General features: G+C 52.3%; 11 protein-coding genes and 1 tRNA gene. 8 read left to right on the plus strand and 4 right to left on the minus strand.

The genetic code is table 11. The annotated features are described in order from the left end of the window. Window positions 1-14: 14 nt before the first annotated feature. The gene (locus NE637_RS02845; protein ID WP_227117782.1) at window positions 15-230 is read right to left on the minus strand and encodes a hypothetical protein; all 216 of its coding nucleotides are present in this window, start codon (window positions 228-230) and stop codon (window positions 15-17) included. Window positions 231-637: 407 nt separating this feature from the next. Between NE637_RS02845 and NE637_RS02850 the strand changes: the two genes are divergently transcribed. Together NE637_RS02850 and NE637_RS02855 are read left to right on the plus strand one after the other, a co-directional pair. Then, a complete protein-coding gene (locus tag NE637_RS02850) occupies window positions 638-1,270 on the plus strand; it encodes a hypothetical protein (protein ID WP_227117780.1) in 633 nt (210 codons plus the stop codon). A 597-nt stretch (window positions 1,271-1,867) separates the two neighbouring features. After that, complete coding sequence (locus tag NE637_RS02855) at window positions 1,868-4,687, plus strand: DUF927 domain-containing protein (protein WP_227117778.1); 2,820 nt, start codon at window positions 1,868-1,870, stop codon at window positions 4,685-4,687. A 1,012-nt stretch (window positions 4,688-5,699) separates the two neighbouring features. Here NE637_RS02855 and NE637_RS02860 read toward each other — a convergent pair. The 3 genes from NE637_RS02860 to NE637_RS02870 all read right to left on the minus strand — a co-directional run bounded on the left by NE637_RS02860 (window position 5,700) and on the right by NE637_RS02870 (window position 10,388). Beyond that, window positions 5,700-8,288, minus strand: a complete 2,589-nt coding sequence (locus tag NE637_RS02860) for an AAA family ATPase (RefSeq protein WP_227117776.1) — start codon at window positions 8,286-8,288, stop codon at window positions 5,700-5,702. 52 nt (window positions 8,289-8,340) lie between these two features. Then, entirely contained in the window at window positions 8,341-10,128 is a 1,788-nt protein-coding gene (locus NE637_RS02865) for a DUF6538 domain-containing protein (protein ID WP_227117774.1), read from the minus strand. Between the two features lie 173 nt (window positions 10,129-10,301). After that, a tRNA-Leu gene (locus NE637_RS02870) sits at window positions 10,302-10,388 on the minus strand. Between the two features lie 493 nt (window positions 10,389-10,881). Between NE637_RS02870 and flgF the strand changes: the two genes are divergently transcribed. The 6 genes from flgF (at window position 10,882) to NE637_RS02900 (ending at window position 17,250) form a co-directional block, all read left to right on the plus strand. Continuing rightward, the gene (gene flgF / locus NE637_RS02875; protein ID WP_192111282.1) at window positions 10,882-11,676 is read left to right on the plus strand and encodes a flagellar basal-body rod protein FlgF; all 795 of its coding nucleotides are present in this window, start codon (window positions 10,882-10,884) and stop codon (window positions 11,674-11,676) included. 59 nt (window positions 11,677-11,735) lie between these two features. Then, window positions 11,736-12,521 carry a flagellar basal-body rod protein FlgG gene (flgG, locus tag NE637_RS02880; RefSeq protein ID WP_192111283.1) on the plus strand — a complete coding sequence of 262 codons (786 nt, stop codon included), beginning with the start codon at window positions 11,736-11,738 and terminating at the stop codon, window positions 12,519-12,521. A gap of 139 nt (window positions 12,522-12,660) precedes the next feature. Further along, window positions 12,661-13,890 (plus strand): flagellar basal body P-ring formation chaperone FlgA, encoded by a 1,230-nt coding sequence (gene flgA / locus NE637_RS02885; RefSeq protein WP_192111284.1) that lies wholly within the window; start codon window positions 12,661-12,663, stop codon window positions 13,888-13,890. A 27-nt stretch (window positions 13,891-13,917) separates the two neighbouring features. Continuing rightward, entirely contained in the window at window positions 13,918-14,637 is a 720-nt protein-coding gene (locus NE637_RS02890; RefSeq protein WP_192111285.1) for a flagellar basal body L-ring protein FlgH, read from the plus strand. A 904-nt stretch (window positions 14,638-15,541) separates the two neighbouring features. Next, window positions 15,542-16,333, plus strand: coding sequence for an HpcH/HpaI aldolase family protein (locus NE637_RS02895; protein WP_256267571.1), 792 nt, complete (start codon window positions 15,542-15,544; stop codon window positions 16,331-16,333). A gap of 2 nt (window positions 16,334-16,335) precedes the next feature. After that, window positions 16,336-17,250, plus strand: coding sequence for an NAD-dependent epimerase/dehydratase family protein (locus NE637_RS02900; RefSeq protein ID WP_215647080.1), 915 nt, complete (start codon window positions 16,336-16,338; stop codon window positions 17,248-17,250). Window positions 17,251-17,338: the final 88 nt, after the last annotated feature.

The following is a 17,338-nucleotide window of genomic DNA, read 5'->3' on the forward strand; positions in this document are numbered from 1 at the left end:
TGTGCGCTTGGCAATTACGCTATAGAAGGACTGCTTTCATTCTCGTTTCTTTCATCGCCGTGTTCGTCAGAATGTCTTTCCTCGCTTTCAACAGAACATTCATTGACGCAGCCAGACGAACTCTGCCCGCTAAATACTTCCATAACATTTTCAACAGCTTTATTAATTTCTTCACGGGCCACATATCCCAAAACTACGCCCCCAAGAACGCACAGTATTTTCCCTAACATGGCTACCTCCAATAATTTGCGCGGGCATTTGCCTGCGAGGGAATAATGGCTTCACCTAAATCCAGAATATGGAAAGTTTGATTCCTGTAGAGCAAAAATTTTTCTTTCCAAAAACCTCAGACAGTTGCCCCAAACGGGTTAAAAACAGTGGAGTATCACCGTCTTTGTACGAATCGGATTCACCCATACTTGACTAAATATGACACGCCAACCACGATATGTTCATGCGTTGTATCATCTTGCTCATATGCATGAACTTTTTCATGGGGTGCACCACTCCCTTAGCCATCGATGTCCACCGGGAAGCGTTGAGATGTGGATTTCATGAAATGCGCCTGCCAACGCAACCGTTTACTTTGTACGGCTTGCTTCGTCCTGGCTTATCGCCTCACTCAAAAGTTTTGCGCGTGTATATTGAAGGCGACGGACACGCTTGGGAGTCTCGCACCCGGCCATCAACAGACCCCACGCCGCGCAATCCTGTTACCCTGCGCCTGGCTATGGCTGATCCGGGGGCGGACACTGTGCTTTATCTGGCGCGACCATGCCAATATGTTCAGGGCGAGGACAGACGGCAGTGCTCAAAGCGCTACTGGACGTCAGCGCGGCTTGGGCCAGAAGTGATAAACAGCCTTGGTGCGGCAATTACCCTAGCCAAGGCTGCTTGCGGGGCAGAGCAGGTCATTCTGGTCGGGTTTTCTGGCGGTGGCGGGGCTGCGGCACTACTTGCTGCCACGAGGGAGGATGTGGCCTTTCTGGGCACGGTTGCGGGCAATCTTGATACTGAAGCTTGGGCAGACCTGCAGGGCGTGAGTCCGCTTACAGAATCCTTGAACCCTATGGCGGTGGCTCCATCGCTGCAGCACTTGCCCCAGCGGCATTTAAGCAGCCGCACGGATGCGACCATGCCCCCGGAAATCAGCGAGGGGTTCTGCCGGGCAGTGAACCAGTCAGAAAGTTGCGTTGTCATTTCAGGCGTGCCGCATGGCGGGCCGTGGCAACGTTACTGGGGTTATGATTATTCTTCTGGTAAGCCCTGACCTCAATTTTAACCATATTCGTAGCAGTCATTCCGCTATAACTCTCACTGCCAAAGTCAAAAAATCCATTTTTACTGCGTGCCTAGCGCCTAACGATTCTGCAAGGTTTTTATTCCGTGCAGTAGTCTTTATTTGCATCTGCGCGACGAGGTCATGCTTTTATAATTAATTACGATATCGGGCTATTACATGCCTATATAGTATGAAAACTACTGGAGGATATTGAATAATGAGCAATTTAGCATCTGAAACCACAGTTTTTGAGCAGTTGGAGAAAAATCTTCCGCCGGTCTTTTCACGCGAGGAAGCGGCTCGGCAGATGGGGGGGCTGATCAAGGCCAAAACCCTTTCAAACCTTGATGCCACAGGCAACGGGCCATGGGTAAAAATTCGGATTCGAAAAAAAGTCTGCTATGAGCGCAGAAGCTTTTTGCAATGGCTGCGGCAGTACGTTCATCAATGAGCGAAAGCAAAAGTTGCACTGACAGTTCCGCAAAGGGGGCATGATCCACATCATGCCCCCTTTGCTATTATATGCGGCAATTTTTTTCCCGTTGTGGAATTTTTCAACATTTAAGGCAAAAAGGATGTTTTACCATGGATATGAACAGATTTGTTTACGCTGGAACACCCGATAGAGGTTATGGTCCCTGGGTTTTTATTGAAGACACACCAGAATCGCGCTTACAGGCGCTTGATGAAGGGTATACAGCGTTCTCAACCACAAGCTTCGCTTACGAACCCGAGAAGGGGAAACCTGAGCCAGTTCGTTACGGCGACCTGTGGCTGGACATCGACTGCAAAGAAGCGCCGTTTCTGGCAGTGATCGCGGCACGCACGTTTGTCACGGATTTGGCCAGTGCTTACGATGGTTTTGACCCAGCCATGCTCGATTACTTCATGAGCGGCAGCAAAGGGGTTCATATCCGCATTCCAGCTGAAATTTTTGGCGGCGAAAACGGACACCCATTCCTGCCCCGGTTGCATCACAAGATGCTTGAAAGGCATTTTTCGCAGCCCCCCCACAACCAGGCGCTAGGATTACTGGCTCTAGGAGAATCTGTGCCCGCGAAGCTTAAGGATACAACTGTCGGCGACCTTGTTGATGGAAGCCTGTATTGCATGGGCAAGGGGCATCTGCTGCGTGCTCCCAATGTCAGGCGGCTTGACGGGCGCTACAAGGTCCAGGTCAGCGTAGAAACATTTTTTGAGCGGGATATTGATTCCCTGCTTGATCTGACGCGAGAACCTGGAACAGCCTCAATCCAGGCAATTGCCCCGGTCGCGACGGGGATGGCAGATCTTTACGACCATGTCCTGATAAGCTGGCAATCTTTAGACCCAGGCAGTTACAACCTTCAATCTCTTTCAGAATGCCAGTTTATGGGCCACTGTCGTGAAAATGCCCGAACGTTGAGCGAACCTGAATGGTTTATGATGCTGCGGGCGCTGGCCCCTTTGGGTGAAAAAGGGCTTGAGCTGGCTCAGGAATACAGTCGCCCCCACCCGGAATACTCGGCGCAGAAAACCCGTGCCAAGTTTTTGCATGCTCTGGATAAGGGCTACCCGGCCAGCTGCCAGGAAATTCAAACAATTTTCCAGTGTAGCCCTCGCTGCAAGGTTCGCAGCCCTCTTGACCTGGAACGCAAGCGCCAGAGCGATGCCGTGGTCGCGGCTGAGTCTTTCTGTCTGGAGAAAGACGGTCTGTACTATTCCGCATCGCGTGGCGCATTGGAAGGCGACAGTTTTAAAGTGAGCAGCCCCATACGTGTGCTAGGAAAAATGCGCAATACGGACGGCACTGGATGGGCAAGGTTGGTGGAGCTGGTTACACCTGATGGCAGGAATAAAAAACTGGATATTGCCATGAGGGACTGTGTGGGACGGGGGGATAGTGTGCTGGCCCTACTTTGCGATCATGGACTTGAGCTGACCGGCGGAAAGATGGGAAAATTTGTTATGGATTACCTGCGGCTTGCCGCTACGGATAAGGTATTCATCAACGTGGAACGTCTGGGGTGGCATGGCAACCGGTATGTCCTTCCAGATGCGATTTTTGGCGAGGGGGGAAACGAAGAAATCAACTACACGCAGGAAAACAGTTTGTTCAAATGCTCTGGCGGGCTTGGGCAGTGGCAGGAGCACATTGGGCGTTATTGCCGAGGCAATACCCTGTTGATGCTGGTTTCAGCTTTTGCCTTGACTGGGCCGCTTCTGCATATTTGTGGGGTTGAGGGGGGAGGGTTGCATCTGTTCGGCCCTTCATCAACAGGCAAGACGACGTTGGCTCTGTTGGCGGGTAGTCTTTGCGGAGGCAATGAAAACAAGGGGTTTGTGCGGCAGTGGCGCAGTACGCACAACGCTATCGAGCATACCGCAGTTCAGCACAATGACGGCCTGCTGGTCATGGATGAAAGCGGGCAAGCCACAGCCGACACCGTTGCCCAGACGATTTACATGTTGTCCAACGGCCAGGGCAAGGAGCGCATGCGGGCCGATGCCACGCAGCGCAAAGCCTATCAGTGGCGAGTCCAGCTGTTTTCCACAGGCGAATTGACAATGGACGAAAAGATTGAAGAAACGGGAAAATTTCGCGCGATGGCGGGTCAGAATGTTCGCGTTGTCAATCTCCCTATTGATCGTGGGGCCGGTAAAAACTCCTATTCCTGTTTGCATGGCTTCGAAAACCCCGCGTCCCTGAGTGAGCATTTAAAGGATGCCACGAGGCATTTCTACGGTACGCCTCTTAGGGCCTTTTTGACGGCCTTGTGTGGTGTCAGCAATCAGGAACTGGATGCTAATGGGGCTGATATCAAAGAAAATATCGAAAAATTTGCCAAGGCATACTGCCCTGATGGTTCGTGTGGCCAGGTTCGTCGTGTTGCCGTAAAATTTGGTCTGATAGCCGCTGCGGGCATGTTCGCAGCGAAAAACGGCATTCTGCCCTGGACGCCGGAAGAATCACGTGACGCTGTGGCGGAATGGTTCAAAATCTGGCTTGATGGCCGTGGCGGCGTCGGCAATCTGGAAATCATGAAGGCACTTGACCGCTTCAAGGACTTCTTTGCACGCCACGGCAGGAGCCGTTTTGTTGAGGTGAACGGTTTGGGGGAAAATATGCGCGACCTTGCGGGCTACAGGTGGGAAGACAAGGGAGAACAGAGGTTTTTTATGATAACCCCGGCCTTCAACGACCTCGCCAAAGGAGTAAACAGGCATGAGCTTTTAGAGCACATGAAACAGCAGGGCTGGCTTTTGACAAACGGCAAGGGGAGCCTTGTGACCACAAAGTGGATCAGCGGGCGTAACGTTCGTGGTTACGGTTTTATCCCGTCTACATGGGAGGGTATGGCTGGAAATATTGAGCTGAAGCCCCAGGTAAAAGCGGGGGACATGGAATTTGGCGGGGAGTTTTAACCTGTGCGGCGCACAAAAGCGTTTGTGTGGTTTTTATCATTAAATATCAGTATATTACTGAGTTTTCAGTCGCCACACAAACGCACAGCCGCGCAATGGTTTTTTATCATGATGTAACAATGGCAAATATGGAGACAATTAGGCTGGAAATTATCCAATCTATGAAAGAGGCTGCACCCGGCATGATAGCGAGAGGTTTCTCGGTATGGGAAAGGCTCGGTATGGACACTGCCATATCGAGCCTCAGTGCGTGTAAATGAAGTACGGACTCTGCGAATCAGAATGCGATGCGCAGTCCTGCCCGCCTAATGCATGCAGCTGTTCCCGCTTTTGCCCTCGTTCCTGTTCGGGGGCCTCTTATCAGTACAGGCAGATGCCGTTGGGCAGGCTTTGTCCTTCGCAGCTGTTATCTTCGGCGTGCAGGATCGTAAGAACGCGCCACTATCCGGCATATGCAGAAATTAAAAGCGCATTTTGATCCTTGTGAGGGCTGTGCGTCTGTGCGGAAACACAAAACACCTGAAAAACGGGCGATTTTGCCCTCAAAATTGCGCACAATGTTATCTGTGCGGTGTATTGTATCCCTGGAATGAGTATATTCTCTTGAAATATCAGTCTGTTGTTGGGATCAGAAGTGCCAAAGTCAAACGAGGTGTGCTAACTGGTGCTGGCTCGCAGACATCTAGGGCGTTGATTCAAAAAAAAATTGCTGAAAAGGTGCCTGCCCGCCCTTGGGGTGGCAAAAACAGGCGGCAACATCGACTGCCGAGGCGTTGCCCGAGTGGCAATGTCCTGCCCGTAATGGAAGAGGCTAGATTAACACTTTGTTATTATTGTATTAATTAAATATGAGGCTCTGTTTTTATGGGTTTTGCGGCGCAAATCCGGCGAACCGGGGGCGATTCGGTCATCTTGCTGGAAGACAAATCCGGGGTAACGCCCACATTTGGCGGACGATTGGGGGGGGGGCAAACGAATCCCTGAAATACAAAGGCGTGTTCCTGGTGGAGAGCTAAAATATGGATTTAAGGGCATAGTACGTTGCCTTTCCCTGGCCTTCTTTGTGGACTATCCGCATTGCAGTGAGCGAATTCAACAAGTCACGAACCTTGTCTTCACAAAAACCAGTTTTTGCTTCTATTTCTTTACGTTTGGCAGAGCCCGACCGCAAGCTTTCAACCACTGCCCGTTGATCAGGAGAAAGATTGTGCTCGGCGGGAGCTGTAAGCGCGATGTCCGGTGAAGGCGAGGGACATCCTTCGCCGGGTGCAGTTTTAACACCCGTTGTAATGCTGTTCATGGGAAACTCAATTTCTTTCCCATCAGCTCCCGTAATGGCTAGAAATTCCCATTCCGAAGCACCCAGCGGTAAATGCAACCATAATGTTTTTTTCTGAAGAACACAGGCGGCCTTGCAAACTTTAAAATGAACACCCATCGTCAAACCGTCTTGTGCCGCCGCATGCTGGACAGCTTCAGTCCCCATCTTTTTTTCAAGAATTTGCGTACTGCCAATCAACACGAGCTCGCCATGATTACGATTGCTGGTATCAGCGCTACCACGCGCTTTTGCCAGCATTGTTCCTGCATTTCCATTATCCAGAGTGTGGTGCACCACAACAACGCAAATGCCGCGTTGTTGAAGTTTTTCAATCCAGTCATATACCTTGTTGATCGCTATGGTTTGGGTTGCTTGCCCCTCTTGCATCAATGTAGTTAGGTTATCTAGTATAATGTAACGGCAATTAGTTTTTTTCAGAAGGGTTGTAACTTTGTTGCAAAACAGCGGTTCAGTGAGTGAAAATGCGCAATCCGTTGCCATATGGTCATACTTGGAAAGCACGAACAGGCGCTGAGATATTTCGTCAGCGAGACCAACTTGAGCCAGTCGTTGAATAAAATCTTCCTTTGGTGTCTCGCTGTTTATGTACATGACATTGCCGCCTCCGGTGGATGGGATGCAGCCAAACAGGGCGTTCCCGCTGATTACAGCTTTGGTGATGGCAAGGCAGACAAAGCTTTTCCCCGTGTCTTTTAAGCCGTGCAACAGTACATTGCGCTGAGGGGGAAGGATATGCTGGACTGTGACGTCCGTGATAGACATCGGCTGTTGGGCGACATTCACAACACTGGGTGTGAATAGTACCAGTTCATCCTCGAGGGGTGTTACCGCTGGCCTGTCATGCGCCCTGGGTGCCTTAAAAATGCCCAACGTCCGTCCCCACGAGATGTATTCATCATCGGAAACAGCTTCTTTAATTACTTGTTGTGCCAGCCATGAGGGGCGCTCAACGGCATCAAGCCACATAGACTTACGCAGCAGTTCATCCTCGGCATCGGTGATGCCCTCCACATGTCCATTCTGGTCATAGTTTGGTTGGGAGTGAAGTAGAAAACCGCAGAAAACCTGGAAGCTTCTGGCATGCGCGCCAATGATGTGATCCTTGTACAGGTTGACCGTTGCCATGCTCTCTTTTGTAGGAGCAGGAACAAATACAACGTGGTGACCGTGAAAGTAACTCCACGGCAGCACGGACAGGTCAGTTCCCAAGTGGGCTGTGACAATGTTTTCTGCGGGGGTGTGCCCGCGAGTTTCTTCTAGCAGATGCTGGAGCTTCAGTGCCGTACGCATATCTTGGCAAAGAATGACTGGGGCGTGGGGATGCTGGTCCATCAGATGCTGGTTAAGGAAGTGAGCAGTTGGCTTGTACTTCCCCATGCAAAGCACACTATCGCCAACCGTGGCAGGAAGACAGAAGTCAGTCCCATTCAGCTGGTAGTGTAAGATGGATCCTATTTTTTGACGAGCAGTTCCATATATGTCTGCTTGTTCAATCAATTTAATGCAAGACGATCCAAGAGAACGTTCTGGGACGTAAAGCTGTTGGGGTATACGCTCTGTGGGCTCTTGAAGCGTGAAGCGCGACTTAGCAGTGTTCCTCTCGCTGGAGAGCTGATAAAGTTTTTCAAACGACATATTTAGAATGTTAGCCAGAGTCGCAAGTGAGTCCATGCGGGACAAGTTAAAAACAGTGCAAATCAGCCTCGTCCATGTCGTTCCTGTGATTCTGCCGTTGTTGATGCTCCATCTAAGTTCGCCATCAGTTTCAAGCTCTCCAGCTACCCTTATCGAATCTCGGTCAGTGCCTGTATTGATATTCAGAAGCCTCTGAAGATGACTATTTCTGCCAGAACGAAACTGGTATGACGCTTCCCACTCTAGGAGAGCCGCAAAGAATACCTCCATGGTCAGGTCATCGTCCAGGCCGAAGATATTAGCAGTGTTAGCGGTGCTAAGTGCATTGTTAAAGGCAGGGGAAAACATGCTGCTGCTTGCGAGGGGAATGCTCTCCTTGGGTTTACTAGTGGATTTGTGAGGTGACCATTTAACAATGAAATTTTTCAACTGGGTAAGGATGCGATCTTGCAAAATTAATGAACTTTGGGGGATATTTTTCACATTCCAACAGTGATCATTTGTATATCCAACTGTTTCATGGTGCTCGTCATGTTTAAATTTTATTAAATCTTGTTCGTTATATCCTCTTTTTTCTATTGTAATGTTTTCATTAATAGAATTATTATGTTTTTTATCTGACATTTATATTGTCCTTGTATTGGATGTGATGTGTTATGTATGATTTTTAAATTGGCTATTGTGGAATGGTGATTATTTTCTCGGTATTATAATCAATTTTTAGAATTACTTCTTCAAATAAAAGCTCTGGCGGAAATTTTTCACCATATTGCTTAGCTGCGAGCATTGGCAACTCATGCCCAAAGACTTGTCGAAAATAATCATTTTGCAACCCGCGCTGTTTGAAGAAATCGGCAAAGGTGTGCCTGAGCGAGTGGAATGTTTTACCAGAGGCCTCGCCCAGTGTTGCGCTCACAATTGCTTTGAATTGTTTGCCCGGTTGCTTGCCAAATTTAACTGCGCCTTCGGATTTCTTCAGGTCGGGGAACAGTCTGATATGCTTTTTCTTCACAATGTCAGTGTGATATTCAAGTAGGCCAATTTTTATCAGATCAGGGTGGATGGGGACAATCCTTCGTGCGTTTTTGTTCTTCAGCAGCTTGGGCCTGCCAAGTTCATCAAGTCCGTTGCTGTTGATATCAATGACCCAGATTCCCTTTGTTTGGCTTTCATAGATGTCGGCGCAGTGAAGCTGGGCAATCTCCTCGAGGCGCATGCCCGTGAAAAGGGCGATCATGGGAATCCAGTAATATGAGGGGGATTTGAACTCTTTTCTCGCGAATTTGGGGTGCGCAAAAATTTTAGCGAGCTCGTCGTCAGAGAAGGCTTGGCGCAATTCAATAGCTTGTCGGCTGTCTTTGATCTGAAGGTGGGTTGCGGGGTTGGCGGCCAGCATTCCTTCTCTAACATGCCACGCAAGCATGCTGCCCACGGCTTCCACGAGGATATTAACGGTTGTGGTGCTCAAAGTGGTCTGGACATTGAGTTCAAGCAATTCTTGAATGCTTTTATTCTTGAATTCTTTTACTCGCGTGCGGTTGGGCGGGAGTTTTCGTAATGTTTCGCGAAAACGCCGCATGTCTGCGCGTGTAATCTCCTGAATTGGTTTGTCACCAATAATTGCCAAAAATTCGCTTAAACGTCCCCTATGGTCAGTTACACTGTGTTCCTGCCATTCTCTGTCCTGAAGCTTTTGGTTTATGTATCGCTCCATAGCTTCGGAATATAGTATCGAATCTTTAAGTTTTCCAATATTGCTTTCTGGAGTTGATGAGATCGCATTGAACGTTTGTTCCAGCGAGCTATCAATTTCATAGGGCAACTTCCCATAATCGCGGCCCATGATTTCCTCTTCCATCAAGAAATCTCCCTGGGCCCGCGCAGCATCAATTCGATGCAGCGTGATTTGCATTTCGTTATATGCCTTGACTATCTGAAGGTAGTTTTTTGCAGAAAGTTCTTCCCGGCTGAAAGCCCTTGAGCGAAATAATTCTATGAGACATGCGGGAGCAATGTTTTCAAGTTGCTCTGGCGTCTTTATGCTTAAGAGTATTTCAGCTTGGGAGAGCCGCAGTTGGTCATACTGGATATCAACATTCCGTATCGAGACATCTTTACGCTCTGAAAGATCTGCGTGGTCCTGCTCCAGCAAGCGCTGGAGCAGGATATTCATGCGACGGCGTATTTCCTTGTAGTCCAGCATAAACCCCTCAAGAATCATATTGCCAATTTCTGCGGACAGCATGCGGGCGCGAAATCGCGCAATCCTCAGGTAGGATGTTTGCAGGCTCACGCGCAGCTCGGCCCGCCCAAGTGATTTTCGCAGGTTGGCGGGAAAGGCATATCGAAAATAGTAGATTTTTCTTTTGCAATAAAGATACGCAGGTGCTGACTTTTTGTCATCATCCTGGTTGCTGGCGACGGCAGGCACAAGGCTGGAAAGGGCAGGAAGAGGAAGGGGCATGGGGTTTTCTCCTGGCAACGCGAAACGGGCTTGCTCCCAATTTTGTCGTGCCTTTGACCCCGCGCTTTGACCCCATAAGCTCCCAAGGGCGGGTTTTGGTCTGGTGCCTATGCTGGACACAAGCCAAAAAAAAGAGTCGTTACAGGCTGTTGCTTGTAACGACTCTTAAAAGATGGTGCCGAAGGGGAGACTCGAACTCCCACTCCCTTGCGAGAACTAGACCCTGAACCTAGCGTGTCTACCAATTCCACCACTTCGGCGCGAAGATGTGTTTACGCCAACAGGGGGTGGCTGGCAAGTATTTTTTTGGATTTCGGCAAAAAAAGTTTATTGCGGCAAGTACGATAGGCTTCGGCTTCTTAAAAAGTTGGCTCTTGACGCCGATTTTTGGGCTGGTCAGGGCGGGGGCGTGTAAATGTCGCTTTTGTTTCCGTCAGGGCTGTCTGTGATTGCGGCAGTTCAGCCGCCTTGGCGGGGGCGCTTCGCGTACACTCTTTTATCAATAATAGGGGGGCGACCTCAGAATTGGCTGATTAACGCTTGGGCACCATGCTTGCTCCCCTGGGCTGATAGCTCTGCGTGCCGCCACCTGTGTCTTCTGTGCCTTTTCGGGGCTGAGCGAGCACGCAGAGGTTGTTTCCAAATGTACAGGCATTGGCCCGCATATTGCAAAAGCTCTGGCAAGGGCCATCAGGCCCGAGGTAGACGGCGGCGCTTCATCTTTAGCGCTGCTGCCAACACAAGGAGCTGCTTATGCAAGCAGGCATGTTTAGCGGACTTTTTGCCGCATTGACCACGGAACACCGCATGAATTTCATCGCCAATAATTTGGCGAACGTGAACACGCGTGGCTATAAACGTGAGACAGTGGCGTTCAAAGATACCATGCCGACCTTTGCCTTTGACGAGATTCGGGAGCCGATTTTGAACCTCAAATCTACGCCCCTGTTTCCCGAACCGATGAATGCCGCAAGGGTCCGCTTATCTGTGGCGAACACTGATTTTTCGCAAGGCTCCATGCAATATACCGGCAACAACCTTGATGTTGCCATTAATGGAGAGAATGCCTTTTTCCGGGTCACTACACCTACGGGGCAGTATCTCACGCGCAACGGGGCTTTTGTGCTCAACGGCGATGGCGTCCTTATGACGCCGCAGGGCTACACCGTGCAAGGCGCTGGCGGTGTTATCAACGTTCCGGCTGGTACGCGTCATTTGCAGATCAGCGGCGATGGTCAGATACTTGCCGATGGCAACGTTATTGACCAGTTGGCCCTGGTCAGCGTGAACAACCCGCAGAATCTTGAAAAAATGGGCGGTAATCTCTTTCGCCCGCGTGATGGAGTTCAGATTGTCGAAGGCAATGCCTACGACGATGGCGCGCGCGTCGAGCAGGGCTTTACGGAAGCCGCCAATGTGGAAGTCGTGTCCGAAATGGTCAACATGATCGAAGTGCAGCGCCAGTTTGAAGCCTATCAAAAGGTCATGCAGACCTCAGACACGCTGGACCGCGCCGCCAACGAAAAAGTGGGCCGCCGCCAGGGTTAACCGGTGATGGTTTAGCAGCAACCGGCAGCCGCGCTGGTTATGTATAAGGAGAAATTCCCATGATGCGATCGCTTTGGACAGGCGCCACCGGCATGGTGGCCCAACAGCTCAATATCGACGTGATTTCCAACAACCTGGCCAACGTCAACACCACGGGCTTTAAAAAGAGCAGGGCCGAGTTTGAAGATCTCATGTACCAGACCATGCGTATGGCCGGCGCCATCACCGAGGGTGACAACCGCCTGCCTGTCGGTATTCAGGTCGGTATGGGCGCTCGTCCCACGGCTGTGCACAAGTTTTTTACGCAGGGCGATTTTCAGAACACCGGCAACACTCTCGACGTAGCCATTGAAGGCGACGGCTTTTTCCAGGTGGATGTGAACGGCGAGCTCATGTACACGCGCGCCGGTTCCTTCAAGCTCAATCAGGACGGCACAGTGGTCACCGCCAACGGCTATATTCTGCAACCGCAGTTTGCCGTGCCCGCGCAAACCAAGACCATCTCCATTTCATCCTCGGGCCACATGGCGGCTCTGGATGCGCAGGGGCAGGAACTGGCCGGGGCCGAATTGCCGCTCTACACCTTTATCAATCCGGCTGGCCTTGATGCCCGCGGGCGCAACCTCTACACGCCCACCCAGGCTTCGGGTGATGCCACAGAAGGCGTACCCGGCACAGACAATGTGGGCACCCTGGCTCAGGGTTTTCTGGAAATGTCCAACGTGGAAGTTGTGGACGAAATGGTGAATATGATTGTGGGTCAGCGCGCCTATGAAGTGAACTCGAAGTCCATCCAGACATCAGATTCCATGCTGGGCATCGCTGTGCAGCTCAAGCGCAGCTAGGGCTGATTATTGTTGAAAATGTCTGTGTTGCGCTGATTTTGAAAAAATCCGCGCCACGCAAGGCTTACTGGGAAATGGCAGCAATGCTGCCGTCGTCATGCAGGTATTTGAGCGTGAAAAGATTTTAGGGGTATGCGTCATGCGGTTTTTGCAGGTCATATGTGCAGTGCGGGATGGTCAGGTGCTGCCTTTGCGCGCGCTTCTGGCTGCGGCTCTGGTGTGCTGCCTGTGGGCTACGGCTTCCGTGGCGGCTCCGCAGGGCGGCGTCCCCAGCGCCACATGGCAGGATAATGACCGCAACCATCGCCGTTCGCCCAATCAGATAGTCACACAGTTGCGCACTCCGCAGGCGCAGGCAGGGCAAATGCCCCTTGCGGACGATGCGCAGGATCAGCGGGCCGCCAAGGCGCGCAACCAGCTTGCCGCAGGCGAAGCCCCCGTGGCGCAGGATGGACAGCTGAACATGCTTGGCCCTGACGATTGGCGGCTCAAAATCCTTTCAGCAGCGGTCACCAATTCAGATATGGTTTTGCTGGGTGATATTGCTGTTCCGCTGGGGCAGATGGGGCAGGATACCTGGGCGCAACTGCGCGCGCAGCAGCTTTGGCCTGCGCCCCCGGAAGAAGGCAAACCCTTGCAGATCAGTCATTCCCGCCTTTCTCAGGCTTTGCGGCAGGCCTTGGGCAAGGATGTTGCCGGGCGGTGCATTTTACCATCTTCGCTGGTGATTCAGCGCGGGGGGCTGGTGTTTCATGAGGAAGACCTGCGCTCCTACGTGGTCAAAAGTCTGACGCCGCAATTGTCCGCCATGCCGGGGCAGGTGGAGCTGAGCGATTTTCGGCTGCCGGATTACATTTTTTTGGCCCATGCGCAGCAGCGGGTGCAGCTTGAACCGGGCAAACTGTCGCCCGGCCGCGTGCCCTTGCGCTTTGCTGTGCAGGAAGTGGACGGCAATGTGCTCCGGCGCATTTCCGGCACGGTCAACCTCACGCTCTGGATAACGGCTCCTGCGGCATCGCGCCCCATGAACAAAGGGGAAGCCCTGGCGGCAGAGTCCGTCACCTTTATGAAGGTCAACGCCAGCCAGTTGCGTGATCTGCCGTGGGATGGGCGCGGCGGCCCCTGGCAGGTGAACCGCGCGCTGAATACCGGCGAGCCAATTTTGCAAAGCGACCTTGTGAGCCAGTTGATGGTAAGGCGCGGTGATGTGGTCAACCTCATCTATATAAAGGGCAACCTGCGCATTGCCACGCAGGCCCAGGCCCTGGCCGACGGCGAGCCGGGGGCCACCATTGCGGTACGAAATCTGCAAACCAAAAAACAGGTATACGCCATTGTCAAAGATGGCAGCACCGTGGAAATCCACTAGCGTTTAAAGGTGGAAGGAGAGGAGCATATGCAGGCACGATACATAATACCCGTTCTGGCGCTGAGCTATCTGTTCTGCGTCGCCTGCGGCGGCAGCCCAACCCGGCGACCTGCACTGCATCCGCCGGTAACACCGCCACAGGAATATCGGCAGGAGGCCAATTCGGCCAACAATCCGGGGTCGATTTTTGCCGCCAGCGAAACAGATACCCTTTTTGAAGACAGCCGCGCCCGGCGCGTCGGTGATATTGTTGTGGTCAAACTGGTGGAAAATACCAAGGCCCAGAACAAGGCAGAAACCACAGCCAACAAGAAAGGCTCCAACGATTACGAAGTTTCCGCCATGTTCAACAAGGATCACGCAGGCTTCATTCCCTTTGTCGCTGTGGGGCCGCAACCAGCGGTGGGCTTGCCCATCCTGAATACGGGGTCTACCAGCGGTCTGACGGCCACGGGCAAGACCAAGCGTGAGAACTACGTGACCACCTCTCTGGCCACGCGTGTGCTCCGGGTGTTGCCGGGCGGCCTGATGGAGATTGAGGGCGCGCGTGAAATCCGCGTCAACGAAGAAACGGAATACATGGTCGTGCGCGGCATGATCCGTTCCAAGGACGTCAGCGCCGACAACAGCGTTCTTTCCACCCAGATTGCGGACGCAAGCATTGAATATTACGGCAAGGGCGTGCTGGCCGACAAGCAGAAGCCCGGCTGGTTCACACGGCTTATGGATAACGTCTGGCCCTTCTAGACGCTTCATCCACCGTATGGGATGATACCTGCACACCCCGTCAGCGCTGCATGCGTTGGCGGGGTGTTTGCGTGAAGTCACCAGAAAACGGCAAATTAGGTCCTAGTTCCTGATTGCAAAGGGTTAAAAAATTATAGAAAAATAGTCGTTATTTTTTTACTATTATATTTAAATAGTTATCTGAGCGGATAAAAAGAAATGCGCAAAAAATATGTGAAAAATTGCGCAGCTCCTTGACCTAAGGATTCTTCCATTCTATGTTGATCGCAGTTCATTGAGCCCGTAGGCTGAAGAGCAGGGGCTTTGCGCCGAAGCCCCTTGTTTGTTTTGTCTGTGCCCCGCGAGGGATTTTGTGGGCAAAAACAAAAAAGCTCCTGAATCTTGCGATCCAGGAGCCCCGGCGGAGAGTGGATTCAAACACCCGTCTGGCAATGCCAGTTTCGGAGTGTCCATATACAAGTGCCAGCGTCATAAGACGTTGACGTTCTTGTTTGTTTTTCCAGCCTCCTCCTGCGAACCAGACTGTTCTGCCGCAGTCTGGTTCCTATCCAAGCCCCTCCGTTACCCACGGGGGGCTTTTTTATTAGCATGCTCACGGTAAAACGCCAAGCCCTGTCTTTTCTCTATTCCTTCTTTGATAAAAAAGTAACAATTTCATTCTTATAACGGTTTGGTTATCAAAAGCGCCGCATTGCTGTCGTTTGCTTGGCGCAAAATGGCTTTGGACGGGCAGTACGAGGTATCTGCTGTTGCATTGGATTCAAAGTGCGGTGGGTTTGCGAGTATTGGGTTTGTATTTCCACTGGCGGCAGGCCCTCTGGCCGTATTGCGCACGGTGGACGCAGGGCGTATAGTAGAGGACGTTTGTCGTAACCTTCAACCCTGCGGCGGCATGCCGCTTGATATGACTGTACATGAAATTCGCGCTCGGCTGGCGGCAGACAAGGCCACAGTTGGCACATGGCTGCAATTGCCCTCGCCTGACGTGGCCGAGCTTATGGCCCGCGCCGGTTATGACTGGGTTGCTGTTGATATGGAACACGGCTCTTTTGGCCGCACCGGGCTGCCGGATGTTTTCCGCGCCATCGAATGCGGCGGCGCGGCGCCTTTCGCGCGCCTTGGCGAAGCCAGCAAAACCCAGATCAAGGCCGCGCTGGAAGCCGGGGCTCAGGGGCTTATCTTCCCCATGATTGAAAGCCGCGCGCAGCTTGACCGGGCCATTGATCTTTCAGTGTACACGGGGCAGGACACCTGGCGAGCTGCGGGTGAAACCGCGCCCGAATACCGCGGCGTGGGCTACTGCCGGGCCAACGTGTTTGGCAAAAATTTTGACGAGTACCGCGCCAGCCGCGCGCCCGAGATATTTTTGGTGGCCCAGATCGAGCACATCCGTGCAGTAGAAAATCTGGAGGCCATTCTGGCGCATCCCCGTCTGGATGCCATCATGGTCGGCCCTTACGATCTTTCGGGTTCCATGGGGCTTACGGGCCAGTTTGACCACCCGGATTTCAAAGCTGCCATGGCGCGGATTGCCCAAGGTTGCGCCAAGGCAGGCGCTCGCATGGGCCTGCACATTGTGCAGCCTGACCCAGCGGAGCTTGCGCGGCAGATTGCCGCAGGCAGCCGTTTTATCGCTTATGGCATTGATTCGGTCTTTTTGTGGCGGGCGGCTGAACGCCCCAATTCGGGAGAATAACTGTGAATATTACCGTCTTTGGCGGGTCCGGTTTTCTGGGCTCGCATATCTGCGACAAGCTTTCTGAAGCCGGGCATGCGGTCACCATTGTTGACCTGCATCCCTCGCCATTTCTGCGGCCCGACCAGACAATGCTTGCAGGCAATATTCTGGATGAAGAAACCGTCAACCGCGCCGTTGCCGGTGCGGATATGGTCTTCAACTATGCTGGCATTGCCGACATCGGCGAGGCCAACAACCGCCCGGTGGATACTGCGCGCATCAACGTGCTGGGCAACGTCATGGTGCTTGAGGCCTGCCGCAAGGCTGGCGTAAAGCGCTATGTTTTTGCCAGTTCCCTGTACGTGTACGGAAAGTCCGGCGGTTTTTACCGTTGCAGCAAACAGGCCTGCGAACTGTATATCGAAAACTATCAGGCCATGCACAACCTGCCGTACACCATCCTGCGTTACGGCTCGCTGTACGGCCCGCGTTCCGACCGCCGCAACGCCATCAACAGGTTTGTTTACGAGGCGCTTGCCAACGGCGCCATCACCTACTACGGCGCGCCCACGGCCCTGCGCGAATACGTGCACGTGGACGATGCCTCGGCAGCCACCCTGGCCGTGCTTGATCCCGAGTTTGAAAACCAGAACATCATCATCTCTGGCAACCAGCCCATGCGCGTGGGTGATCTGTTCAAGATGATCGGTGAAATGCTCGGCAAGGAACTGACCATCAATTATCAGAATGATCCCAACAGCGGGCATTATCAGGTCACGCCTTATGCCTTTATGCCCAAGGTGGGCCGCAAGCTGGTGCCGCCGCTGACCGTTGATCTGGGGCAGGGCATCCTGCGCGTGATGGAAGAGGAACACAAGGAGCTGCACCCTGAACTGGCGTCTGAGGGCGGGTACCTCGTATCCACTGACGACTAGACCTGGGAACGGCAGTTGCTGCCGCATGGGCCTGCGCCCGTTTGCGGCATGATTGGATGCAGTTTTTTACGTACACAAATTATTGAGG

The organism is Desulfovibrio desulfuricans (genome assembly GCF_024460775.1).
Taxonomy (GTDB): domain Bacteria; phylum Desulfobacterota; class Desulfovibrionia; order Desulfovibrionales; family Desulfovibrionaceae; genus Desulfovibrio; species Desulfovibrio desulfuricans_E.

Excerpts from the sequence above, each read along its gene's own strand:
- NE637_RS02845 (WP_227117782.1), bottom strand. The coding sequence starts at position 230 with ATGTTAGGGAAAATACTGTGCGTTCTTGGGGGCGTAGTTTTGGGATAT.
- NE637_RS02855 (WP_227117778.1), top strand. The coding sequence starts at position 1,868 with ATGGATATGAACAGATTTGTTTACGCTGGAACACCCGATAGAGGTTAT.
- NE637_RS02860 (WP_227117776.1), bottom strand. The coding sequence starts at position 8,288 with ATGTCAGATAAAAAACATAATAATTCTATTAATGAAAACATTACAATA.
- NE637_RS02865 (WP_227117774.1), bottom strand. The coding sequence starts at position 10,128 with ATGCCCCTTCCTCTTCCTGCCCTTTCCAGCCTTGTGCCTGCCGTCGCC.
- flgF (WP_192111282.1), top strand. The coding sequence starts at position 10,882 with ATGCAAGCAGGCATGTTTAGCGGACTTTTTGCCGCATTGACCACGGAA.
- flgG (WP_192111283.1), top strand. The coding sequence starts at position 11,736 with ATGATGCGATCGCTTTGGACAGGCGCCACCGGCATGGTGGCCCAACAG.
- flgA (WP_192111284.1), top strand. The coding sequence starts at position 12,661 with ATGCGGTTTTTGCAGGTCATATGTGCAGTGCGGGATGGTCAGGTGCTG.
- NE637_RS02890 (WP_192111285.1), top strand. The coding sequence starts at position 13,918 with ATGCAGGCACGATACATAATACCCGTTCTGGCGCTGAGCTATCTGTTC.
- NE637_RS02895 (WP_256267571.1), top strand. The coding sequence starts at position 15,542 with ATGACTGTACATGAAATTCGCGCTCGGCTGGCGGCAGACAAGGCCACA.